This window comes from Thalassobaculum sp. (assembly GCF_040219215.1).
GTDB lineage: Bacteria > Pseudomonadota > Alphaproteobacteria > Thalassobaculales > Thalassobaculaceae > Thalassobaculum_A.
Genome location: NZ_JAVJSX010000008.1, coordinates 582,271 through 600,871 on the forward strand (window position 1 = coordinate 582,271; position 18,601 = coordinate 600,871).

At 68.3% G+C, this 18,601-nt stretch carries 16 protein-coding genes; 9 read left to right on the forward strand and 7 right to left on the reverse strand.

Annotated elements, in window-relative coordinates; translation table 11 throughout:
* The first annotated feature begins 93 nt into the window (after positions 1 to 93).
* Entirely contained in the window at positions 94 to 1,677 is a 1,584-nt protein-coding gene (locus tag RIC54_RS08205) for a glycosyltransferase family 39 protein (RefSeq protein WP_350086627.1), read from the forward strand.
* On the opposite strand, the gene RIC54_RS08210 is transcribed toward RIC54_RS08205, so the two are convergent.
* Positions 1,638 to 2,324, reverse strand: coding sequence for a gamma-glutamyl-gamma-aminobutyrate hydrolase family protein (locus RIC54_RS08210; RefSeq protein WP_350086630.1), 687 nt, complete (start codon positions 2,322 to 2,324; stop codon positions 1,638 to 1,640). The genes RIC54_RS08205 and RIC54_RS08210 overlap by 40 nt on opposite strands.
* A gap of 32 nt (positions 2,325 to 2,356) precedes the next feature.
* Positions 2,357 to 3,262 (reverse strand): amidoligase family protein, encoded by a 906-nt coding sequence (locus tag RIC54_RS08215; protein WP_350086634.1) that lies wholly within the window; start codon positions 3,260 to 3,262, stop codon positions 2,357 to 2,359.
* Positions 3,263 to 3,380: 118 nt separating this feature from the next.
* Here RIC54_RS08215 and cydD point away from each other — a divergent pair, with 118 nt between their 5' ends.
* Together cydD and cydC are read left to right on the forward strand one after the other, a co-directional pair.
* Positions 3,381 to 5,129 (forward strand): thiol reductant ABC exporter subunit CydD, encoded by a 1,749-nt coding sequence (gene cydD, locus RIC54_RS08220; protein ID WP_350086637.1) that lies wholly within the window; start codon positions 3,381 to 3,383, stop codon positions 5,127 to 5,129.
* Entirely contained in the window at positions 5,122 to 6,789 is a 1,668-nt protein-coding gene (cydC, locus tag RIC54_RS08225) for a thiol reductant ABC exporter subunit CydC (RefSeq protein WP_350086640.1), read from the forward strand. Before cydD ends, cydC begins: the two co-directional genes overlap by 8 nt.
* Before the next feature lie 30 nt (positions 6,790 to 6,819).
* On the opposite strand, the gene RIC54_RS08230 is transcribed toward cydC, so the two are convergent.
* The 5 genes from RIC54_RS08230 to RIC54_RS08250 all read right to left on the reverse strand — a co-directional run bounded on the left by RIC54_RS08230 (position 6,820) and on the right by RIC54_RS08250 (position 11,226).
* On the reverse strand, positions 6,820 to 6,957 hold the full coding sequence (locus RIC54_RS08230; protein ID WP_350086643.1) for a hypothetical protein: 138 nt from the start codon (positions 6,955 to 6,957) through the stop codon (positions 6,820 to 6,822).
* Between the two features lie 48 nt (positions 6,958 to 7,005).
* Positions 7,006 to 7,419 (reverse strand): hypothetical protein, encoded by a 414-nt coding sequence (locus RIC54_RS08235; protein ID WP_350086646.1) that lies wholly within the window; start codon positions 7,417 to 7,419, stop codon positions 7,006 to 7,008.
* A gap of 129 nt (positions 7,420 to 7,548) precedes the next feature.
* Entirely contained in the window at positions 7,549 to 8,766 is a 1,218-nt protein-coding gene (locus RIC54_RS08240) for a M24 family metallopeptidase (protein WP_350086649.1), read from the reverse strand.
* A gap of 23 nt (positions 8,767 to 8,789) precedes the next feature.
* Entirely contained in the window at positions 8,790 to 10,304 is a 1,515-nt protein-coding gene (locus RIC54_RS08245; protein ID WP_350086652.1) for an ArnT family glycosyltransferase, read from the reverse strand.
* A gap of 4 nt (positions 10,305 to 10,308) precedes the next feature.
* The gene (locus RIC54_RS08250; RefSeq protein WP_350086655.1) at positions 10,309 to 11,226 is read right to left on the reverse strand and encodes a potassium channel family protein; all 918 of its coding nucleotides are present in this window, start codon (positions 11,224 to 11,226) and stop codon (positions 10,309 to 10,311) included.
* Between the two features lie 113 nt (positions 11,227 to 11,339).
* Between RIC54_RS08250 and RIC54_RS08255 the strand changes: the two genes are divergently transcribed.
* The 6 genes from RIC54_RS08255 (at position 11,340) to scpA (ending at position 18,537) form a co-directional block, all read left to right on the forward strand.
* Complete coding sequence (locus RIC54_RS08255) at positions 11,340 to 11,765, forward strand: DUF5602 domain-containing protein (protein WP_350086658.1); 426 nt, start codon at positions 11,340 to 11,342, stop codon at positions 11,763 to 11,765.
* A 74-nt stretch (positions 11,766 to 11,839) separates the two neighbouring features.
* The gene (locus RIC54_RS08260) at positions 11,840 to 12,280 is read left to right on the forward strand and encodes a plastocyanin/azurin family copper-binding protein (protein WP_350086661.1); all 441 of its coding nucleotides are present in this window, start codon (positions 11,840 to 11,842) and stop codon (positions 12,278 to 12,280) included.
* A gap of 21 nt (positions 12,281 to 12,301) precedes the next feature.
* Positions 12,302 to 13,015: an RNA polymerase sigma factor gene (locus tag RIC54_RS08265; RefSeq protein WP_350086664.1), complete on the forward strand. Its 714-nt coding sequence runs from the start codon at positions 12,302 to 12,304 to the stop codon at positions 13,013 to 13,015.
* A 75-nt stretch (positions 13,016 to 13,090) separates the two neighbouring features.
* The gene (locus tag RIC54_RS08270; protein WP_350086667.1) at positions 13,091 to 14,260 is read left to right on the forward strand and encodes a serine hydrolase domain-containing protein; all 1,170 of its coding nucleotides are present in this window, start codon (positions 13,091 to 13,093) and stop codon (positions 14,258 to 14,260) included.
* Between the two features lie 63 nt (positions 14,261 to 14,323).
* Positions 14,324 to 16,381 carry a methylmalonyl-CoA mutase family protein gene (locus RIC54_RS08275; RefSeq protein WP_350086670.1) on the forward strand — a complete coding sequence of 686 codons (2,058 nt, stop codon included), beginning with the start codon at positions 14,324 to 14,326 and terminating at the stop codon, positions 16,379 to 16,381.
* Positions 16,378 to 18,537, forward strand: a complete 2,160-nt coding sequence (scpA, locus tag RIC54_RS08280) for a methylmalonyl-CoA mutase (protein WP_350086673.1) — start codon at positions 16,378 to 16,380, stop codon at positions 18,535 to 18,537. The genes RIC54_RS08275 and scpA overlap by 4 nt, the downstream gene beginning before the upstream one ends.
* The last annotated feature ends 64 nt before the right edge of the window (positions 18,538 to 18,601 follow it).

The window sequence follows — 18,601 nt, forward strand, 5'->3', positions numbered from 1 at the left end:
GGGAGCGGCGGTTGAGTCTGAAGCGGCCGAACCCGACGTCGATCCATTCGCATGCTTGACCCCTTGCATGCCTGCCGCCATACGTCCGCGGCTATGACCAACGCCGTTCACACCGACACCAGACCGCGCCGTCTGGCTATCGGGCTCGACAGGCTGCTCGACCTGCTGGCGACACCGCTCGGCTTTGCCGTGGCGGCGGTCGCCTACTATTCGGTCGCGTTCCTGATCCGCAGCTTCGCGCTCACCGGCTCGTCCGGCGATGAAGCCCAGCTCATGCTGTACGGCCAGGGCTTCGCCTGGATCTATGATTTCGGCAACCCGCCGATGGCTGGCTGGCTTGCGGCGTTGGTTGAATCCATCATCGGGCCGTCGCTCGCCGTCGCGCTGTTGATCCGCTACGGCCTGCTGGCGCTGTTCGCGGTGCTGATGCATGCCGCGGCCCGCGAGGTGTTCGAGGACCGCCGGACCTCGGTTGCCGTCGCTTTCTCGGCCTTCGGGTTCTGGTTCTATGGCTGGGAAGCGCTTCGCAACTACATGGATTCGCTGGTGCTGATCACGGCGCTGGCGGGAACGGTCTGGTTGATGCTGCGGTTGGCGCGGGTACCCAGCGTCGCGGGGTACGCCGGGCTGGTCGTCGCGGTGGCGTTCGGGTCGCTTGGCAAGTTCAGCTATCCGCCGGTGTTGCTGTGCCTGTTGATCGCCGCGGGCGTCGATCCGGCGTTGCGCGCCGCTCTCTGGAGCCGTCGCGGTCTGATTGCAGTCGCGGCCGGGCTGGCGCTCGCCGCTCCGCCCTACATCTGGATCGGTTGGCATTTCGAGCGCTGGATGGCGGTTGCCGACAACCGGCTGGTGTCGGGCGTGGTCCCGGAGTACGCGGTGACCGGGCTCGTGGATCGGCTGCTGTTGGTTCTGGATTCGGCGGGCGGCTTTGCCTTGCCGTTGCTGCCGCTGTTCACCCTGGTGTTCCTGATGGATTTGGCGCGCCGCAATCGGCCGGCGGCATCTCCGGCACGACGGCGAGTGCGGCGCTGGCTTGGGCTGTGGCTGCTACTGCTGTGGGCCGCTGCAACCGCCTTGGTGCTGGCTGCCGGCATGGAGAAGCTGCGCGAGCACTACATGTTCGTGCTGATGCCGTTGCCGTTGCTGCTGTTCGCCTGGCTGCCCGAAGCACCGCTGCACCGCTGGCGTGCCGTGACGTACACCGGGATTCTCGGATTCTTGGCGATCGTTGCCCTGGTGGTGCTGACCGGCCAGCGGGCGGTCGAACTGGTCGACTGCTCGAAATGCCGGTTGGTCATGCCATGGCATCTCTACGCCGACGGGTTGCGCGAGGCCGGGTTCGAGCGGGGCACGATCCTCAGCTTCGACTCTCCCTACACTGATGCCGGGGCCAATCTGCGGCGCTTCCTGCCGGAGACCAGGGTGGTATCCAACAAGCGGCCCCATTTCAGCCCCCCGGCACTGGAACGCTCAGGCGCCTGTCTGGTGATATGGAACGACACGCGCTACCCGCAGACAGCCGAGCATGTCCGAGTGGCCACCCTGGCGGAGATCGGAGGTCCGGTGCCTGCCGAGGCCCGGTTCGGGCGGATCGAGTCGCCGTTGGCCGGATCCGGCAACCCGGCGCCTGCGCTGGGTTATGCGTTGATCGAGGCCGGCTCGGGCACCTGCCGCTGAGGCACGGCCGCCGCGGCCGCGACCAGGGCCCGGAACAGCTGGCGGTGCCGGGTGCTCCACAACAGCAGTTCCGGATGCCATTGAACGCCGACCCGGAAGCGGTGGCCGGTTTGTTCGATTGCCTGGACGATGCCGCCACTGTCGACCGCTGCGATTGCCAGATCCTGCCCGATCTTCTCGACGGCCTGATGGTGTAGCGCGTTGATCCCCAGGGTTCCTGGTCCGAGCATGGCGGCCAGGCTCGATGACGGAAGCAGATGGGCAGTCTTGCAAGGGAAGATCGAACGTGGATTCCGCAGGTCGGGACGGGCACGGTCCAAGTCGAGTATGAGGGTGCCGCCGCGGTGGACGTTGAGCAGCTGCGCGCCCCGACAGATGCCGAGAACCGGCTTGTCGTGCTGCTCGGCCCAGTCCAGCGCCCTGATCTCAAGGGCATCCCGGTCCGGGTCGTAAGGCCACTCGTCGGTGGTGTCGACACCGTACAGTCTGGACTCGATGTCGACCCCGCCGCCGACGATCAGGCCGTCCAGATCGGTAAGATCTGTGCGAAGGCCGGGTCCGATCGTGACTGGCGTACCGCCCCCCAGCAGCACGCCGAGCGAGTTCGCCAGACGCATCGCCCGGCCCTTGAAACGGCCGGTGGTCACCCCGATGCGCGGTCGCGGATGACGTGAGAGTCTCAAAACAGCGAGGCCCACAAACTCTCGCGGCCTTCAAGCACACCGACGCGTTCGACCAGCCGTTCGTTCAGTGCGGCTGAGTCGCAGGCTATTTCCTCGATCCGCAGCCAGCGTGTCCATTGTCCTGCGACGGTCCAGTTCGGTTCCTCTATGTCGGCGTTCGGCAGGCGCCAATGGAAGGTCGGGCGTGCGGAAATGCGAGGGTCCGGCAGCGCGCGACGGACGCGTTCCTCGTCGACCTGCGCGAACAGGGGCAGCAGGTCGAGTTCGCGGTTCCGTGTCGGGTTGAACCGGAGATAGTCGTCAATCAACTGCCCCAGCGACGGCGCGTAGTCCGGATGGAGAACGTGGTCGATATAGGGCTGCGGAAACGGTTCGACGAATGGCAGCAGGCTGCGCATCGGGTCGACATCGATCGCGATACGCAGGGCCGGGGATTCCAGCAGATACGCCTGCAGAACCCGGCGGATCGGGTCGGTCGCCAGATCGTCAGGGCCAAGAGATGGATTCAGATGAAGGCCGAACCCGTTGAACAATCCCGAACGGGTGCCTTCAGCGCCGAGATCGACCAGATCCATGACCAGAGAGTCGATCTCCGGCAGGCGTCCCGCGGGCATCGGCGGCGTTACAAGTTCGGTCGGGACGACTTCCCGGCCAAGCTCTCCCAGGAGCGTCTTGGCCTTGTCGACGACACCGCCCTGGTCGGCGACCCCATGGACCCATCCCCAATCAAGCTCCACCCGAAAGTCACCCAGTTCGGTGTTCCGGACGGCGACCCGGTGCGGGCCGTCGGGCTCGATCGCACCGCCAAAGCGGCGCTGCACGGCTGCGGCGGCCCGATTGGAGTCCAACCTTCCGAACTCGATCTCCACGCCGACGCGCCGCCGCCCGCCGCGGCCGATCATGATCCTGTCGCTTGCCTGATCCACCCAGGTCCATGTAGGGGCAGCACACATCGTATCAAGTCGCGCGCCTCTCAGGCGGTTTGACACCGCGACGGCCGCAGGGTACCGCAGCCGCGCCATGGTTGACGCCCTCCCATCTTCTGTAGCCGACGCTGGCGGGCAGCCGTCCGCGGCGGTGCGCCGTGCCGAGGACCGCCGCCGTCAGCGCTGGCTGAAGCAGCAGGCGGCCGGGGCGCGAGCACCCCTGGTGATCGCGATGTCGACGGGATTTGTCGGCGGAATGCTGGCGGTGCTCCAGGCGTTCCTGCTGGCACGGCTGATCGCCGGCGCAATCGGCGGCTTGGCGCTTGAGGCAATGCTCCCGACCGCCGGGCTGGCGGTCCTGGCGTTCGCCTTCCGGGCTGCATTGAACGCCGTCTCCGAGATCGCCGCCGCGACGGCCGCCTCGCGGGTGAAACAGGCGGTGCGCGCCGATCTCGTCGCCGCCCTGGCGCGGCTTGGCCCGTCCTGGCTGAAGTCCCGGCGGAGCGGCGCGGTCACCGCTACACTGATGGAGCAGGTCGAGACCCTGGACGGGTTCGTCGCACGCTACCTGCCGGTGCAGGCCCTGGCCGTGGCCATTCCGGTGGCGTTACTGGTGCCGGCATTCCTGGTCGACCCCGGAACCGGATGGATCCTGCTGGCGGCGGGCCTGCTGGTGCCCCTGACGATGGGATTGGTCGGCTGGCGCACCGGCACCACCGCGCGTCGGCAAATGATCGTTCTGCAGCGGATGAGCGGCGTGTTTCTCGACCGGTTGCAGGGCTTGACCACGCTCAAGCTGTTCGGTGCCGCCGAGCGTGAACTGGCACGGGTCCGCGACGTGGCGGACGCCTACCGGGCCTCGACCATGGCGGTGCTGCGGGTCGCCTTCCTGTCGTCGACGGTCCTGGAACTGCTGGCAGTCGGGTCGCTCGCCCTGGTTGCCGGGCGGATCGGATCAGCCCTGCTCGACGGCGGCAGCGGGCTGGATCTGGAGGCCAGCCTGTTTCTGCTGATCCTGGTGCCGGAAGTGTTCCACCCGCTGCGTCGACTCGGCCAGCATTATCACGACCGGGCAGCGGCGGTCGGTGCCGCCGAGGGCATGCTGGAGATCATCGACGCGGCGGCGGCGCTGCCGTCGGGCGGCGCATTGGCCCGGTTGGAACGGGCGCCCGAGGTGGTGTTCAAGTCCGTCGACCTGTCCTACCCCGGCGGCCGTCGTCCCGCTCTGGATGGGTGCAGCTTCCGGATCGCGGCCGGGGAAATGGTGGCACTGGCCGGGGAAAGCGGTGCCGGTAAGTCGTCGGTCCTGGCCTTGCTGCTGGGGCACGAGCGCCCGACCGGCGGTGCCGTCATGGTCGACGGCCGTTCGATCTCCGGACCGGAGTTGCGGGCCTCGATCGCGTGGGCCGGACAGACGCCGCGGATTGTCGCCGGCACGCTGGCCGACAATCTGCGGCTGGGTCGGCCGCAGGCATCCGACGACGCGGTTCGCCAGGCGGCCGACGCGTGCGGGGTCTCCGGGTTCGCCGACCGACTGCCTGACGGGTTGGCGACCCTGGTGGGCGAGGGCGGGCGGGGCCTGTCCGGCGGCGAGGCACGACGCGTGGCGCTGGCCCGGGCCTTCCTGCGTGACGCCCCTCTGGTGTTGCTGGACGAGCCGACGGCCAATCTTGACCGCGACAGCGAGGCCGCGGTGCTGGAGGCGATCGACCGCCTGCGTACCGACCGCACTGTGCTGATCGCCACTCACTCCCCCCAGGTGGTTGCCCGCGCCGACCGGGTGATCCGGATCGATGCCGGGCGGGTGGCGGAGCCCGACGGCGGAGGGGGGCGGATTGTTTGACCTTGTCGCCCTGCTGGCGCTGGCACGCCGACGCGCCGGATGGCTGGCGGTGGGAGCGGCGTTCGCGGTCACGGCCACGGTAAGCGGGATCGTGCTGATGGGGCTGGCCGGCGGCCTGGTGGCCGGAGCGGCTGCCGGCGGGGCTCTCACCGCGATCGTCTGGCTGAGGGTGCTGGCCATCGGGCGCACCTCAGCCCGCTATCTGGAGCGACTGACCACGCACGAGGCGACGTTCCGGGTGCTGGCCGACCTGCGGCTGTGGTTTTTCGAGCGGGCGATCCCGCTGGCGCCTGCGCGTCTCGGCGGCTGGCGCGGCGGCGACCTGATGGCGCGGCTGGTCTCCGATATCGACGCGCTGGACGGACTGTACCTGCGGTTGGTGACGCCGACCGTGGTGGCGCTGCTGACGGCACTCGGTCTGGCAGTGGTGCTTGGATCGATTTCGCCCATGGTCGCGGTCGTCGTGATCGCGTTGATGGCGTTCGCCGGCATCGGTGTGCCGGCACTCGCGGAACGCGCCGGGCGTCGGATCGGGAGCGAGCAGATCGAAGCCTCGGCACGGCTTCGGGTCGCGCTGGTCGATCTGGTTCAGGGCATGGCCGATCTCAGCGCCAATCAGGCGCTCGACCGGCAGGCGATGGCGATCGCCGAAGCCGAGGCCAATCACGAAGCAGCGCTGCGACGCCAGGCGACGATAGCGGCGTTCAGCGGAGCCGCCAGCCAGATCATCGTGCAACTGGCCCTGGTGGCGGTCGTGCTTGGCGGTGCGGCGTTGAGTGCGGCGGCATCCGGTCACGGTGCGCTGATTGCGGTGGCGGTGTTGGTCACCCTGGCGGCGTTCGAAGCGGTCGCCCCCCTGCCTCTGGCGTGGCAGCTTCTCGGCCGGACCAAGGCAGCCGCCCGCCGGGTCCGCGAGATCGCCGACGCGACACCGGCGGTGCTCGATCCGCCGGAAGGACGCCGCCGCAAGGCGCCGAGTTCGACCGCGTTGGCGCTGGAAGGGGTGAGCTTTCGCTATCCCGGCAGCGGTGCGGTGGCGCTTTCCGGCATCGACATCTCCGTTCCGGACGGTGGGAAACTCGGCATCGCCGGACCGAGCGGGGCCGGCAAGTCGACCCTGCTGTCATTGCTGTTGCGGTTCCACGATCCCGATGCCGGACGGCTGACGCTCGGCGGGGTCGATCTGCGCGATCTGACGGTCGCCGACCTGCATGGCTGCATTGGTGTGCTGTCGCAGGCGACCTCGATCCTGGCAGGCAGCCTGCGCGACAATCTGGCGATCGCCGCACCGGGCGCCGGCGATGCTGCGTTGCGGCAGGCGTTGGAGCAGGCCGGCCTCGGTGGGTTCGCTGCGGCGCTGCCCGAAGGGCTGGATACCTGGCTCGGCGAGGCCGGCGTGGCGGTGTCGGGCGGCGAGGCTCGCCGTATCGCGTTGGCCCGGGTCCTGCTGAAGGACGCGCCGATCCTGCTGCTGGACGAGCCGACCGAAGGCTTGGACGCCGAGACCGAGCGGGCGGTGCTGGACGTCCTGCTACCGTTGATGGCCGGCCGTACCGTGATCACCATCAGCCATCGCCCGGCGGCGCTTTCTGCGATGGATCGGGTCGTGCATCTGGAATCCGGGCGGATCGTGGAGGTCGCATCGACCGTGGCCCGTTGAGGGGTTACTCGGCCGGTCGTTTCGAAGGCATCAGCCGGCCCCATTGTTCCTGGAGAAGAGGTACTTGGCCAATGCCGCAATCACGAGGATGATCAACAGGGTGAAGAGCAGATGTCCCCACTCCATGCCCCACATGATCGAATCACCGTGATCCAGGAATCCGCCCATCGGTGCCTCCAGCGCTAAGCTTTGAAAATGGGGTGAGGTCGTCGGCTGTTACTTGGCCGGTTTCATCATGAGGTCTTGCTGATCAAGCATCTGCTTCATCATGTCCTGCATCATGTCCATGCGCTGCTGCATCATCTTCATCTGCGGCGCCGACTTCGGATCCGTCATCGCGCCGTCGGCGCCGTGACCTTTCATGCCATGCATGGCCGCCATCTGGCCCTGCATCATGGCCATATGTTCGCCCATCAGCGCCTGACGCTCGGCCGGTGTTTTCGCTTGCCGGGCCTTGGCCATCATCTCCTGCATGCTCGTCATGCATCCCTGCATCGCGGCGTGGTCGGACGCCGGGTCGGGGCGAGCGCATTCCTGCATTGAGACTGGTTTCGAGGTTTGCGCGAAGGAGATGGCCGGCAGTGCCAAGGTGGCGATCGCGGCTGCGGCGAGAGCTTTGTAGTTGACCATGTCCGGTTCCCCTTTCGGAGGGTGCGAGCGTCGGTTGCCCGCAATATCCGGATTATTCGCGACCCGATCATTGACGTGCGTCAACTCATGGCAGATATCGCCCTGCACCGCCCGACCACTGCATCGAACCTAAGCCTCATACCCGAAGGGATCGTCGACCGTGTGCGCCGGCTCGGTGAACCAGCGCGGGCCGTCGGCGGTCATGTAGATGTGGTCTTCCAGGCGCACCCCGAACTCGCCGTACACGCAGATCGTCGGTTCGTTGGAGAAGGTCATGCCGGGTACCAGAACGGTGGTGTCGCCCTTCACGATGTACGGCCACTCGTGCACGTCCAGGCCGATGCCGTGGCCGGTGCGATGCGGCAGGCCGGGAGTGGCATAGCCGGGACCGAACCCGCCGGCCTCGATCACCCGGCGGGCGGCCGCGTCGAGATCCTCGCAGCGCGCACCGAGTTGCGCCGCCTCGAACACCGCCAATTCCGCGGCCTGCTCCAGGTTCCAGATCTGGCGTTGCCGGGAACTAGGCTCGCCGAACACGTAGGAGCGGGTGATGTCGGACAGGTAGCTGTCGACCGGCGCGCCGATGTCGACCAGCACCATGTCGCCGTCCTTCAGGGTCTGCGGGTATGGCACGCCGTGCGGATAGGCGGTGGCCTCGCCGAACAGCACGATGTTGAACGGCGGCGGCCCCTCCGAGCCGAGCCGGCGGTGCGCCTCGACGATGAAGGCCTGGACCTCGGTGGTGGTGATGCCGACGTGCAGCATCCGGGCGGTCGCCTTGTGGACCTCCAGCGTGATGTTCTTGGCGGTCTGCATCAGCGCGATCTCGGCATCCGACTTGATCGACCGGCAGCCGGCGGTGATCCGGCTGGCGTTGACGAAGTCATAGGCGTTGCCGGCCCGGCGGAGCCCATCGAAGGTGAAGAACGGCGTGGCTTCGTCGACCCCGACGGTGCCGACGGCGATGCCCTTGGCACGCAGTGTGTCGGTGACCAGGGCGGTCGGGTCCTCATGCTCCTCCCACACCGCGACGTCGTCGCCGAGGGTCAGCATGGTGCGCAGCTTCTCTTCCTCGAACGCCGGGCAGACATAGGTGAGGTCGCCGCGTGCCGGCAGGACGGCGCCGTGCAGCCGCTCGCTGCGGCCGAGACGCAGGCCGGTGAAGTAGGTCAGGCTGGTCGACACGTCGAGCCACAGCGCATCGACGCCCGCCTCGCGCATCAGCGCCTGGGCCCGTGCGATCCGCTGTGTCCGTTCGGCGTCCCCGATCGCCGGCGTATCGCCGCGCAGCGACGTCATGGCCGCCAGTTCCGCTTCCGCCGTCGATCCGCCGACACCGATGGTCATCGTCCTGCTCCGCGCTGAGAATCCTAATGCCCGCGATAACCTGAAAGCCGCCAGATCGACAATCGCTTGGTGCGGCCGAAACTGGTGACCGAAAGCGCCGAAATCGATTCGGTGTGTTCGAACTTCTCCACGATCGGACGCGGGTCCGGCCAGTCGGTGATCAGCAGCACCGGGTCGCCGCTCGTCGCACCATAGGCGTCGAGCAGTTCGTAGTGGTTCTCGGGCCGGTGGTTCCAGTCCCAGTTCCAAACCGGCATGCGGGCATCGCCTTCGTCCCGGCCGTTCGCCTCGGTCAGTCGGTCGCGCAGGTAGTACAGCAGCGACGCCATGGTCATGCGATCGCTCATCAGCACCGGCAGCGTGAGGTTGCGGTCGAGGATCGGACGGATCTGCTGGGACATGGCCTGCCAGCCGGACAGGCGAGCGAAGCCTTTCGAGACATAGGGCAGCGCCAGGGTCGGCCATACCGCAACCAGCAGGAGGAATGAGAGGCTGGCCACCAGGTGCGGGCCGACTGTCCACAGCCGCCACGCACGGGCGCGACCGGCCTCGGTCAGCCAGAGGGCGACGAGCACGGCGGCCGACGGGTAGGCGGTCACCGCCCAGTTGGCGTTGGCGCGCGACAGGAACGCCTGGACGACCACCACCGCCAGCGGCGGCAGTGCGAACGCCAGCAGATAGCGCTCGGCGGCACTCGCCTGGCCGCGCGCCCAGGCGATGACGCGCCAGAGCAGCACCAGGAACGGAATCGGCCCGAACACGCCGAACTGCTGGCCGAGGAACTCGACCACATGTCCCGGATTGAACAGCGTGCCCTTGAGGTTGGCGTTGTCGCCGAGATGGCCGACGGTCGCGAAGTCGTGCTGGGCGTTCCAGATCAGGTTCGGCGCCAGGATCGTCGCGGCGAGCGCCAGGATCAGCAGGCCGCGCGTATCGCGCAGGATCCAGCGATCTTCGCGGGCAAAGATGAGATGCAGGGCGAAGCCGACGGCGGCGTAGGCCATGGCGTATTTGGCCAGCAGGCCGAGGCCGATGGCGATACCGGCGGCCGCCGCCCAGCCCCACGAAACCCGGCCGAGATCGCGGCTGTCCAGGGTACGGCGCAGCGCCAGGACCGCCACCGTCCAGCAGGCGAGCAGCGGCACGTCGGTCGACACGATCAGGCTGGAGAACGCGACCGAGGGCAGGGTGATCCACAGCAGTGCCGCCCACATGCCGGTCCGGGCATCGCGCAGGGCGCGTCCCAGGGCATAAAGGCCCATCGCGGTGGCAGCGTGCAGCAGCGGGGAGGAGGCCCGCACGCAGACCTCGGCGTCGCCGCAGGCCGCCGTGGTGGCGGCGATCAGCCAGGCGATCAACGGCGGCTTGGTGAAGTAGCCGAGGTCGAGGCGCTGCGCCCAACTCCAGTACTGCGCCTCGTCGCCGTGCAGCTCCAACCCGCTCATCGCGAGGCCGGCGACCCGCAGGACGGTCAGCGCAAGCACCCAGGCAAGCGCCAGACGCAGCGGGGAAATCGAAGCGGTGTGTGCGGTAGCCACGAACTCAGGACCCTCGTGAGGTTCGGCGCATCAGGGCATGGAACCCGAACAGCAGCAGCATGATTCCGCTGACAACCTGCAGGGCGACAACGATGCGCGCGGCGTAGGTGATCGGCACGATGTCGCCGTAACCGACCGTCGACAGGGTGATGATCGAAAAGTACAGGCTCTCCACGAAGGTGGGGTCGCGGGCGGTTCCATCGATCATGAACGTCGGCGCAGTGTCCAGCCGGCCGAGCAGACGGTACAGCGTGGCAAACAGCACGACGATCATGGAGTAGAAGGTAAGGAAGGCGAAAGCCGGCTTTACCAGCCCGGCGACCGTCTCGAAAAAGTCCTCGAACAGCAGCCCGGTGTCGATCAGGAACACCGCGACATTGCGGCTTGCCAGCAGGACCACGAGCGCGATGGCCCCCATGGCGACCAGCAGCCATTCCGATTGGGCCAGCGGGTCGAGCGAACCGAGCGGCACGATGAAATTGCCGAAGCCGATCAGCGCTACCGGAATCAGCCAGAGGAAGGCCCGCCCGAACCGCCTCTGGATGTGCGGATGGGCGGACGCAATGACCGAGCGGATGGCGTGCCGACGTATGAACACTCCGGTGGCGAACGCCAGGATCGGCAACAGAAAGCCGATCAGCGCCACCGTTGTGTCGACCCCGGTGTACAGGCTCTCCAGGAACGACGCGTACAGGCAGGCGTAGACGCCGATCGCGTTGGCGAAGGTGATCGTAAAGAACCGGCTGCCCGGAAACAGCCGGTGCAGCAGCGTAGCCACCGCGACGACCGTCGCCAGAACCGCCGTCGAAACCTCCCAGGTCTCGCCGCCTATCGCGGCGGCGATCAACGACAGCAACACGACCGTGACGACGATCGAGACCGCCCATTGCTTGAGCGCGGGGAAAGGCAGCGACGGTGGCATCGCCGGACTTGTACACGGCGAACGGCCCGTCCGGGAACCTTTCAGGATCGAACGCATCCAACCGATTGATGCCGTCACATCCGGCGGCTCCAATCCGCAACGGAGACACCGATATGAAGAGAGCACTGGTGCTTGCAGCAGCCCTGACGTTCGGCGCGGCGACCGCCGCCCTGGCCCATGGCCCCGATGCGTCGATGGCGACATCGCCGCCGAAGGCGCCATACCAGCAGGTCAGCAAGCTGGTGAAGCTGCCGGACTTCATTCCCGGCCTCGGACAGTTGTTCGTCGATCCTGCAACCCTGCCGGCTGGGCCATTTGTCGCCTACGATCGCGATGGCAAGCTGGTCAGCACGATCTACATGATCCCGATCGCCGACCTGAACCCGGACAAGACCTTCGACAATCTCGCGGTACCGGGCACGCTCGTCGATCACGTCGATGTCTACTACAACGCCGGCCATCCCGGTGTGGCGGTGCCGCACGCCCATGTCGTGCTCTGGCACGTACCGGTCACCGGAGAGGCCCGGGTCGCGAAATGAGCTTGCCTCGACGGTCGATCCTTTGGACGGGGGGCGGCGTCGTTGCCGCCCTCGCGTTCCCCGGAGGTGTTGCGGTGTCGGCGGATGTCGTCGAGATCGGGATGCGAGGCGTCGATGGAGGCGCGCGCGTATGGTTCGATCCGATTGGCATTCGTGTCCGGCCCGGCCAGATCGTGCGATGGACCAACCACGATGCCGGCAATGCCCATACCGCGACCGCCTATCACCCGGCGAATTTCGACCGGCCACGCCGGATTCCGGCCGCGGCCACGCCATGGGACACCGACTACCTGCTGCCGGGCGAGACGTTCTCGGTCACACTGAGAACGTCGGGTGTCTACGATTACTACTGCATTCCGCACGAGCACGCCGGAATGGTCGGCCGGATCATCGTCGGCCATCCGGGCAGCGGCATGTACGGCGACGGCGGCCTGCCGTCGGTGGCATTGCGGGAGTTTCCAAGTGTTGCGGACATCATGGCAAACGGAATGGTCCGGCCCGCAGCTGGCCGTTGATCGAACTGAAGGAGGCGTGACATGGGCTTGGCGAGCGACCGTGCCACAACGATCGACGAGGCGACCAGCGATGCCGAACTGGTGGCCCTGGCCCGTGGCGGCAGCGAGCCGGCGGTGCGGTTGCTGGTGCAGCGCCACAACCGCCAGCTGTTCCGGGCGGCGCGTGGAGTCATGCGTGACAATGCCGAGGCAGAAGACGTGGTGCAGGAAGCCTATGTCCGGGCCTTCACCTCGCTCGCCAGCTATCGGGGCGAGGCGTCGTTCGCGACCTGGCTGACCCGTATCACACTGAACGAGGCGCTGGGTCGCCTAAGGCGCCGCCGGCCCACCGGTGAACTGTCGGAGCTTGAGAACGCGGCCGGTTCCGGCGCGGCGAGCGTGATCATGTTCCCGATGTCGATGGCGACTGCCGGTCCCGAAAGCGAGGCCGACCGCGGTCATGTCAGGCGCGTGCTCGAGCGGGCGGTCGACGATCTGCCCGACGTCTATCGGATGGTGTTCGTTCTGCGCGACGTCGAGGGGCTGAGCACCGAGGAGACTGCGGAGCGGCTGTCTATCCAGCCAGGAACCGCGAAGACTCGCCTGCACCGGGCCCGCCGCCTGCTGCGGGTGGCGATCGAGCGCACCTTGGCGCCGCGGTTCTCCGAGTTGTTTCCGTTCGGCGGCCAACGGTGTAGCCGATTGGCGGACCGGGTCGCGGACCGGGTTTTTGCAGCGGCGCAACCTTGGCGGTGATACCGGTCCGGGGTTGACAGGGCGTCGCTCGCGCGGACGATCCTCTCCCGATCACCGTGACCGGGAGATCCCACATTGCGCCATGCCAGCCTGTATCTAGCCGTACCCGTGTTGCTCGCGCTGTTGTCGGCGTCGGCTGTCGCCGCGCGCGACGCTCTCGACGCGACCCTGGAGCCGTTGCGGGCTGAGCACCGGTTGCCGGCGTTGGCCGCGGCGGTGGTCAAGGACGGGGTGATCGTCGCGGCCGGCGCGGTCGGCGAGCGCGCCCTCGGTTCGGGCGTGCCCGTCACTGTCGACGACCGGTTTCACATCGGCTCCGACACCAAGGCGATGACCGCAACCCTGGCTGCCATGCAGGTGGAGGAGGGGCTCCTGCGCTGGGATTCCACGGTCGGCGAGACGATCGGTGCGGCGTTCCCAGGGATGGCGCCCGAGTTGGCCGCGGTGAGCCTGGAGCAGTTGCTGTCGCATTCCAGCGGCATTCCAAGCGACACGGCCGAGATGCTGAACCTGTACTTCAGCGTCGACGCCTTCAACCATGGCCCCTCGGCGCGGCGGCTGCGGGCGATCGATGCCTGGAAAACCAATGTGCCGATGAAGCCGGAAGGCTCGCCGTTCCAATACTCCAACTTCGGCTACCTGATTGCCGGCGCGATGATCGAGGCGGCGTCGGGACAACCGTGGGAGCGGCTGATCCGCGAGCGGCTGTTCGATCCCCTGGGCCTGACGACCGCCGGATTGGGCGCGACCGTCACGCCCGGGCGGCTCGACGCCGCTGCCGCTCATGTGCGGGGGGCTGACGGCAGCGTGGCCCTGCGGGTGTGGGGCATCGCCGCCGATATCCCGCCGATGCTCGGGCCGGCCGGCACCGCCCATATGTCGGTCCTGGACTTCGCCCGCTGGGGCGGCTGGAACGCGGGCATGGGCCGGCGCGGACCGGCCCTGCTGAAACCGGCGACACTGGCCATCCTGCACGCCGTCCACACCCGCACCCCGCCGCGCCCTGACGCCCCGCCCGGCACACCGGGCACCGGCGGCTACGGCCTCGGCTGGGGCATCGTGCCGTTCCCGTGGAGCGATCGTCCGCTGCTCGCCCACAACGGCTCGAACGGCATGAACCTGGCCAAGATCCTGGTCGACACCGAGCGCGACCTGGCGGTTGTGGTGCTGACCAACATCGGCGGCAAGGCGGCCGAGGACGGCGCGAGCGCCGTGCAGCAGGCCCTGTACGAGCGGTATCGGTGAGGCTCGACCCGTTGCCAACCCCCGTCCTGCGTCGTATCTCCTGATCGACCCGGGAGAGACGCGATGACGGATGCCGAGACCGAAGTCTTCACCCTGGCCGCCGGGTTTCCGGCGGCGGACCGCGATGCGTGGCGGGCGCTGGTCGAGAAGGCGCTGAAGGGCGCGCCATACGAGAAGGTGCTGGTCACCGAACTGGCCGAGGGCATCCGCACCGAGCCGATCTACAGCCGCGACGACGCGCCGGCGCCGGCCGGTGCCGCGACGCGCCATGCCGGCGCGGTCGAGCGGGCGGCCCATGGCTGGGACGTCCGCACCCTGCACACCCATCCGGATCCGACGGCCGCCAACGCCGCGATCCTGGCCGATCTGCAGGCCGGCGCGAACTCGGTGGCGCTGCGTTTCGACGGTGCCGGCCGGCTCGGCCGCACCGCGCGCGACGATGCGGCGAACGCCGGGATCGGCGGGGCGATGATCGACGGCATCGATGCCCTGGACCGAGCCCTCACGGATGTCTATCTCGACGCGGCCGTGGTTGCGCTGGAGCCGGGGGCCGCCTTCCTGCCCGCCGCCGCCCTGATGACGGGATTGTGGGAGCGGCGCGGCATCGCCGGCGACGCGGCCCTCGGCCATCTCGGCGCCGACCCGCTGGGCAGCCTCGCCAGTCTGGGCACCGCCGGTGAACCGGCCGATGCCGCCCTTGCCCGCATGGCGGCGATCGCCCTCACCCTGCACGACCGTTTCCCGAACGCGACCGCCGTGTCGGTCGATTCCGGCGCCTATCACGCCGCCGGCGCCGACGAAGCGATGGACCTGGGCTACGCCCTGGCGACCGGTGTCGCTTACCTGCGCGCCATGGAGGCGGCGGGGCTGGCCCCGACGGACGCAGCCCGGCAGATCGTCATGACCCTGCCGGTCGGGGTCGACGTGTTCCTGGGCATCGCCAAGCTGCGCGCCGCCCGCGCGCTGTGGGCCCGGGTGCTGGAGGCATGCGGTGTCGATCCCGACGGCCGGGCTCTCGCCCTGCACGTCACCACCGCCGAGCGTGCCTGGGCCGGGCGCGACCCGTGGGTCAACATGCTGCGCGCCACGGTCGCCACCTTCGCCGCTGCCGTCGGCGGGGCAGACAGCCTGACCGTGCTGCCCTACACCCATACGCTCGGCCTGCCCGACGGCTTCGCCCGGCGCATCGCCCGCAATACCCAACTGGTGCTCAAGGAAGAGTCCCACCTTGCCCGGGTGATCGATCCGGCCGGTGGCAGCTGGTACGTCGAGACCCTGACCGATCAGTTGGCCGACAAGGCCTGGGGACATTTCCAGGCGACCGAGGCCGCCGGCGGTATGGCCGCCGCCCTGATTGACGGGACCGTCGCCAAGGCGTGCGCCGCTGCCTGGAGCGCGCGCGAGCGCCAGATTGCCAGGCGCCGAGAGGAACTGACCGGGGTCAACGCCTTCCCGAAGGTCGACGAGGTACCGGTCGACCTGCTGGCGGTGGACTGCGAGGCGTTGGTTGCGGCTGCCCGCGACCGGCTGGGCAAGCCGTCCGGCCCGCTGCCCTCGGCTGCCAGCATCGAGGACCGCGCCCGCGCCGCCGAGGCGGGGGTCGACCTGACCGCGCTGATGCCGGACGGACCCGCCGAGCCGCAGATCACACCGCTGTCGGCCCACCGCTTGGGCGAGGGGTTCGAGGCGTTGCGCGATGCCTGCGACGTTGCGGTGCGACGCCCGCGCGCGCTGCTGCTGGGAATCGGCGGGGCCGCGGCCTACACCGCCCGCGCCAGCTTCGCGCGCAACCATCTGGGCTCCGGCGGGATCGAGGCGGTCGACAGTGAACTTGACGATGCGGCCGGTGCTGCTGGCGTGCTGAAGGACGCCGACGCCGATTTGGTGGTGTTGTGCTCCAGTGATACGATTTACGCGGAGAAGGCCGCCGTATTCGCCGCGGCGCTGAAGGCTGCCGGCGCCGCGCGGGTCTGGCTGGCGGGCCGGCCCGGCGAGCACGAAGCGACGTGGCGGGCTGCCGGCATCGACGGCTACCTGTTCGCCGGCGACGACACGCTCGCCACCCTGCGCGGGCTGCTGACGGACCTGGGCGTATGGACGCCGCAAGGAGGTGCGCAATGAGCCGGATCCCGAATTTCGCGACCGTCGACCGTCGCGGCGAGGCTGCACCGGCGGCCGCCATCGAGGATGCCGAGCGGGTCTGGACCACGCCGGAAGGCATCGACGTCAAGCCGCTGTATACCTCTGCCGACCTGGAAGGACTTGACCACCTCGGCACCTGGCCGGGTCTGCCGCCATTCCTGCGCGGGCCGTACCCGACCATGTACGTCAACCAGCCCTGGACCATCCGGCAGTACGCCGGGTTCTCGACCGCCGAGGACAGCAACGCGTTCTACCGGCGCAATCTGGCAGCCGGGCAGAAGGGTCTGTCGGTAGCCTTCGACCTCGCCACCCACCGCGGCTACGACAGCGACCATCCGCGGGTCGCCGGCGACGTCGGCATGGCCGGCGTGGCGATCGACTCGATCCTCGACATGCGCACCCTGTTCTCGGAGATCCCGCTCGACAAGATGAGCGTGTCGATGACCATGAACGGCGCCGTGCTGCCGGTGCTGGCGCTGTACATCCTGGCTGCCGAGGAGCAGGGGGTGGCGCCGGAGGCGCTGAGCGGGACCATCCAGAACGACATCCTCAAGGAGTTCATGGTCCGCAACACCTACATCTACCCCCCGACCCCCTCGATGCGGATCATCTCCGACATCTTCGGCTACACCTCGGAGCGGATGCCGAAATTCAACTCGATCTCGATTTCCGGCTATCACATGCAGGAAGCCGGGGCGACCGCCGACCTGGAACTGGCCTACACCCTGGCCGATGGGGTGCAGTACCTGCGCGCCGGCATCGACGCAGGGCTCGACGTCGACCGGTTCGCGCCGCGGCTGTCGTTCTTCTGGGCGATCGGCATGAACTTCTTCATGGAAGTCGCCAAGATGCGCGCCGCCCGCCTGCTGTGGGCCAAGCTGGTCCACCAGTTCGGGCCGACCAACGACAAGTCGCTGTCCCTGCGCACCCATTGCCAGACATCCGGCTGGTCGCTTACCGCCCAGGACGTGTTCAACAACGTCACCCGCACCTGTGTGGAGGCGCTGGCCGCCACCCATGGCCATACCCAGTCGCTGCACACCAACGCGTTGGACGAGGCGTTGGCGCTGCCGACCGACTTCTCGGCCCGGATCGCCCGCAACACCCAGCTGCTGATCCAGCAGGAAAGCGGAACCCGCCGGGTGATCGACCCTTGGGGCGGCAGCTACTACGTCGAGCGGCTGACCCGTGACCTGGCCGAGAAGGCCTGGGCGCATCTGCAGGAGGTCGAGAGCTACGGCGGCATGGCCAAGGCGATCGAGGCCGGCATTCCGAAGATGCGGATCGAGGAGGCTGCGGCCCGTACCCAGGCCCGCATCGACAGCGGCCGGCAGACCATCGTCGGCATCAACAAGTACCGGGTCGACGACCCCGACAACATCGAGATCCTGAAGGTCGACAATGCTCGGGTCCGCAAGGGCCAGATCGAGAAGCTGCAGCGTCTGCGGGCGGAGCGCGATGCCAAGGATGTCGAGGCCCGGCTTGAGGCATTGACGCGTAGCGCGCAGAGCGGTGAGGGCAATCTGCTGGCGCTGGCGGTCGATGCGGCTCGTGCCCGGGCCAGCGTCGGCGAGATCTCGACGGCGCTGGAAAGGGTCTGGGGCCGGCACGTCGCCGAGGTCCGCACGATTTCAGGAGTGTATTCCAGCGAGGTCGGAGCCAGCACCATGGTCGACGACGTGAAGAAGCTGGTCCGCGAGTTCGAGGAGCTTGAGGGCCGGCGTCCGCGCATCCTGATCGCCAAGATGGGCCAGGACGGCCACGACCGTGGCCAGAAGGTGATCGCCACCGCGTTCGCCGATCTCGGCTTCGACGTCGACATCGGCCCGCTGTTCCAGACCCCGGACGAGGCCGCCCGCCAGGCGGTGGAGAACGATGTACACATCGTCGGTGCTTCGTCGCTGGCGGCAGGGCACCTGACCTTGGTGCCGGCGCTGCGCGACGCGCTGGCCGAACTTGGCCGGCCCGACATCATGATCGTCGCCGGAGGGGTGATCCCGCCGCAGGACTACGATGCGGTCAGGGAAGCCGGGGCGGCGGCAATCTTCCCGCCGGGCACGGTGATCGCCGAGGCCGCCGTCGACCTGCTGCGCCGACTGATCAAGTCGCTGGGCCACGAGAGCCAGGCCGCGTGAGGGTCATGCAAGTCTCCGACCTCGGAGCGGCGAGGAGATCCCGGATCGCGCTGCGCCTGTCCGC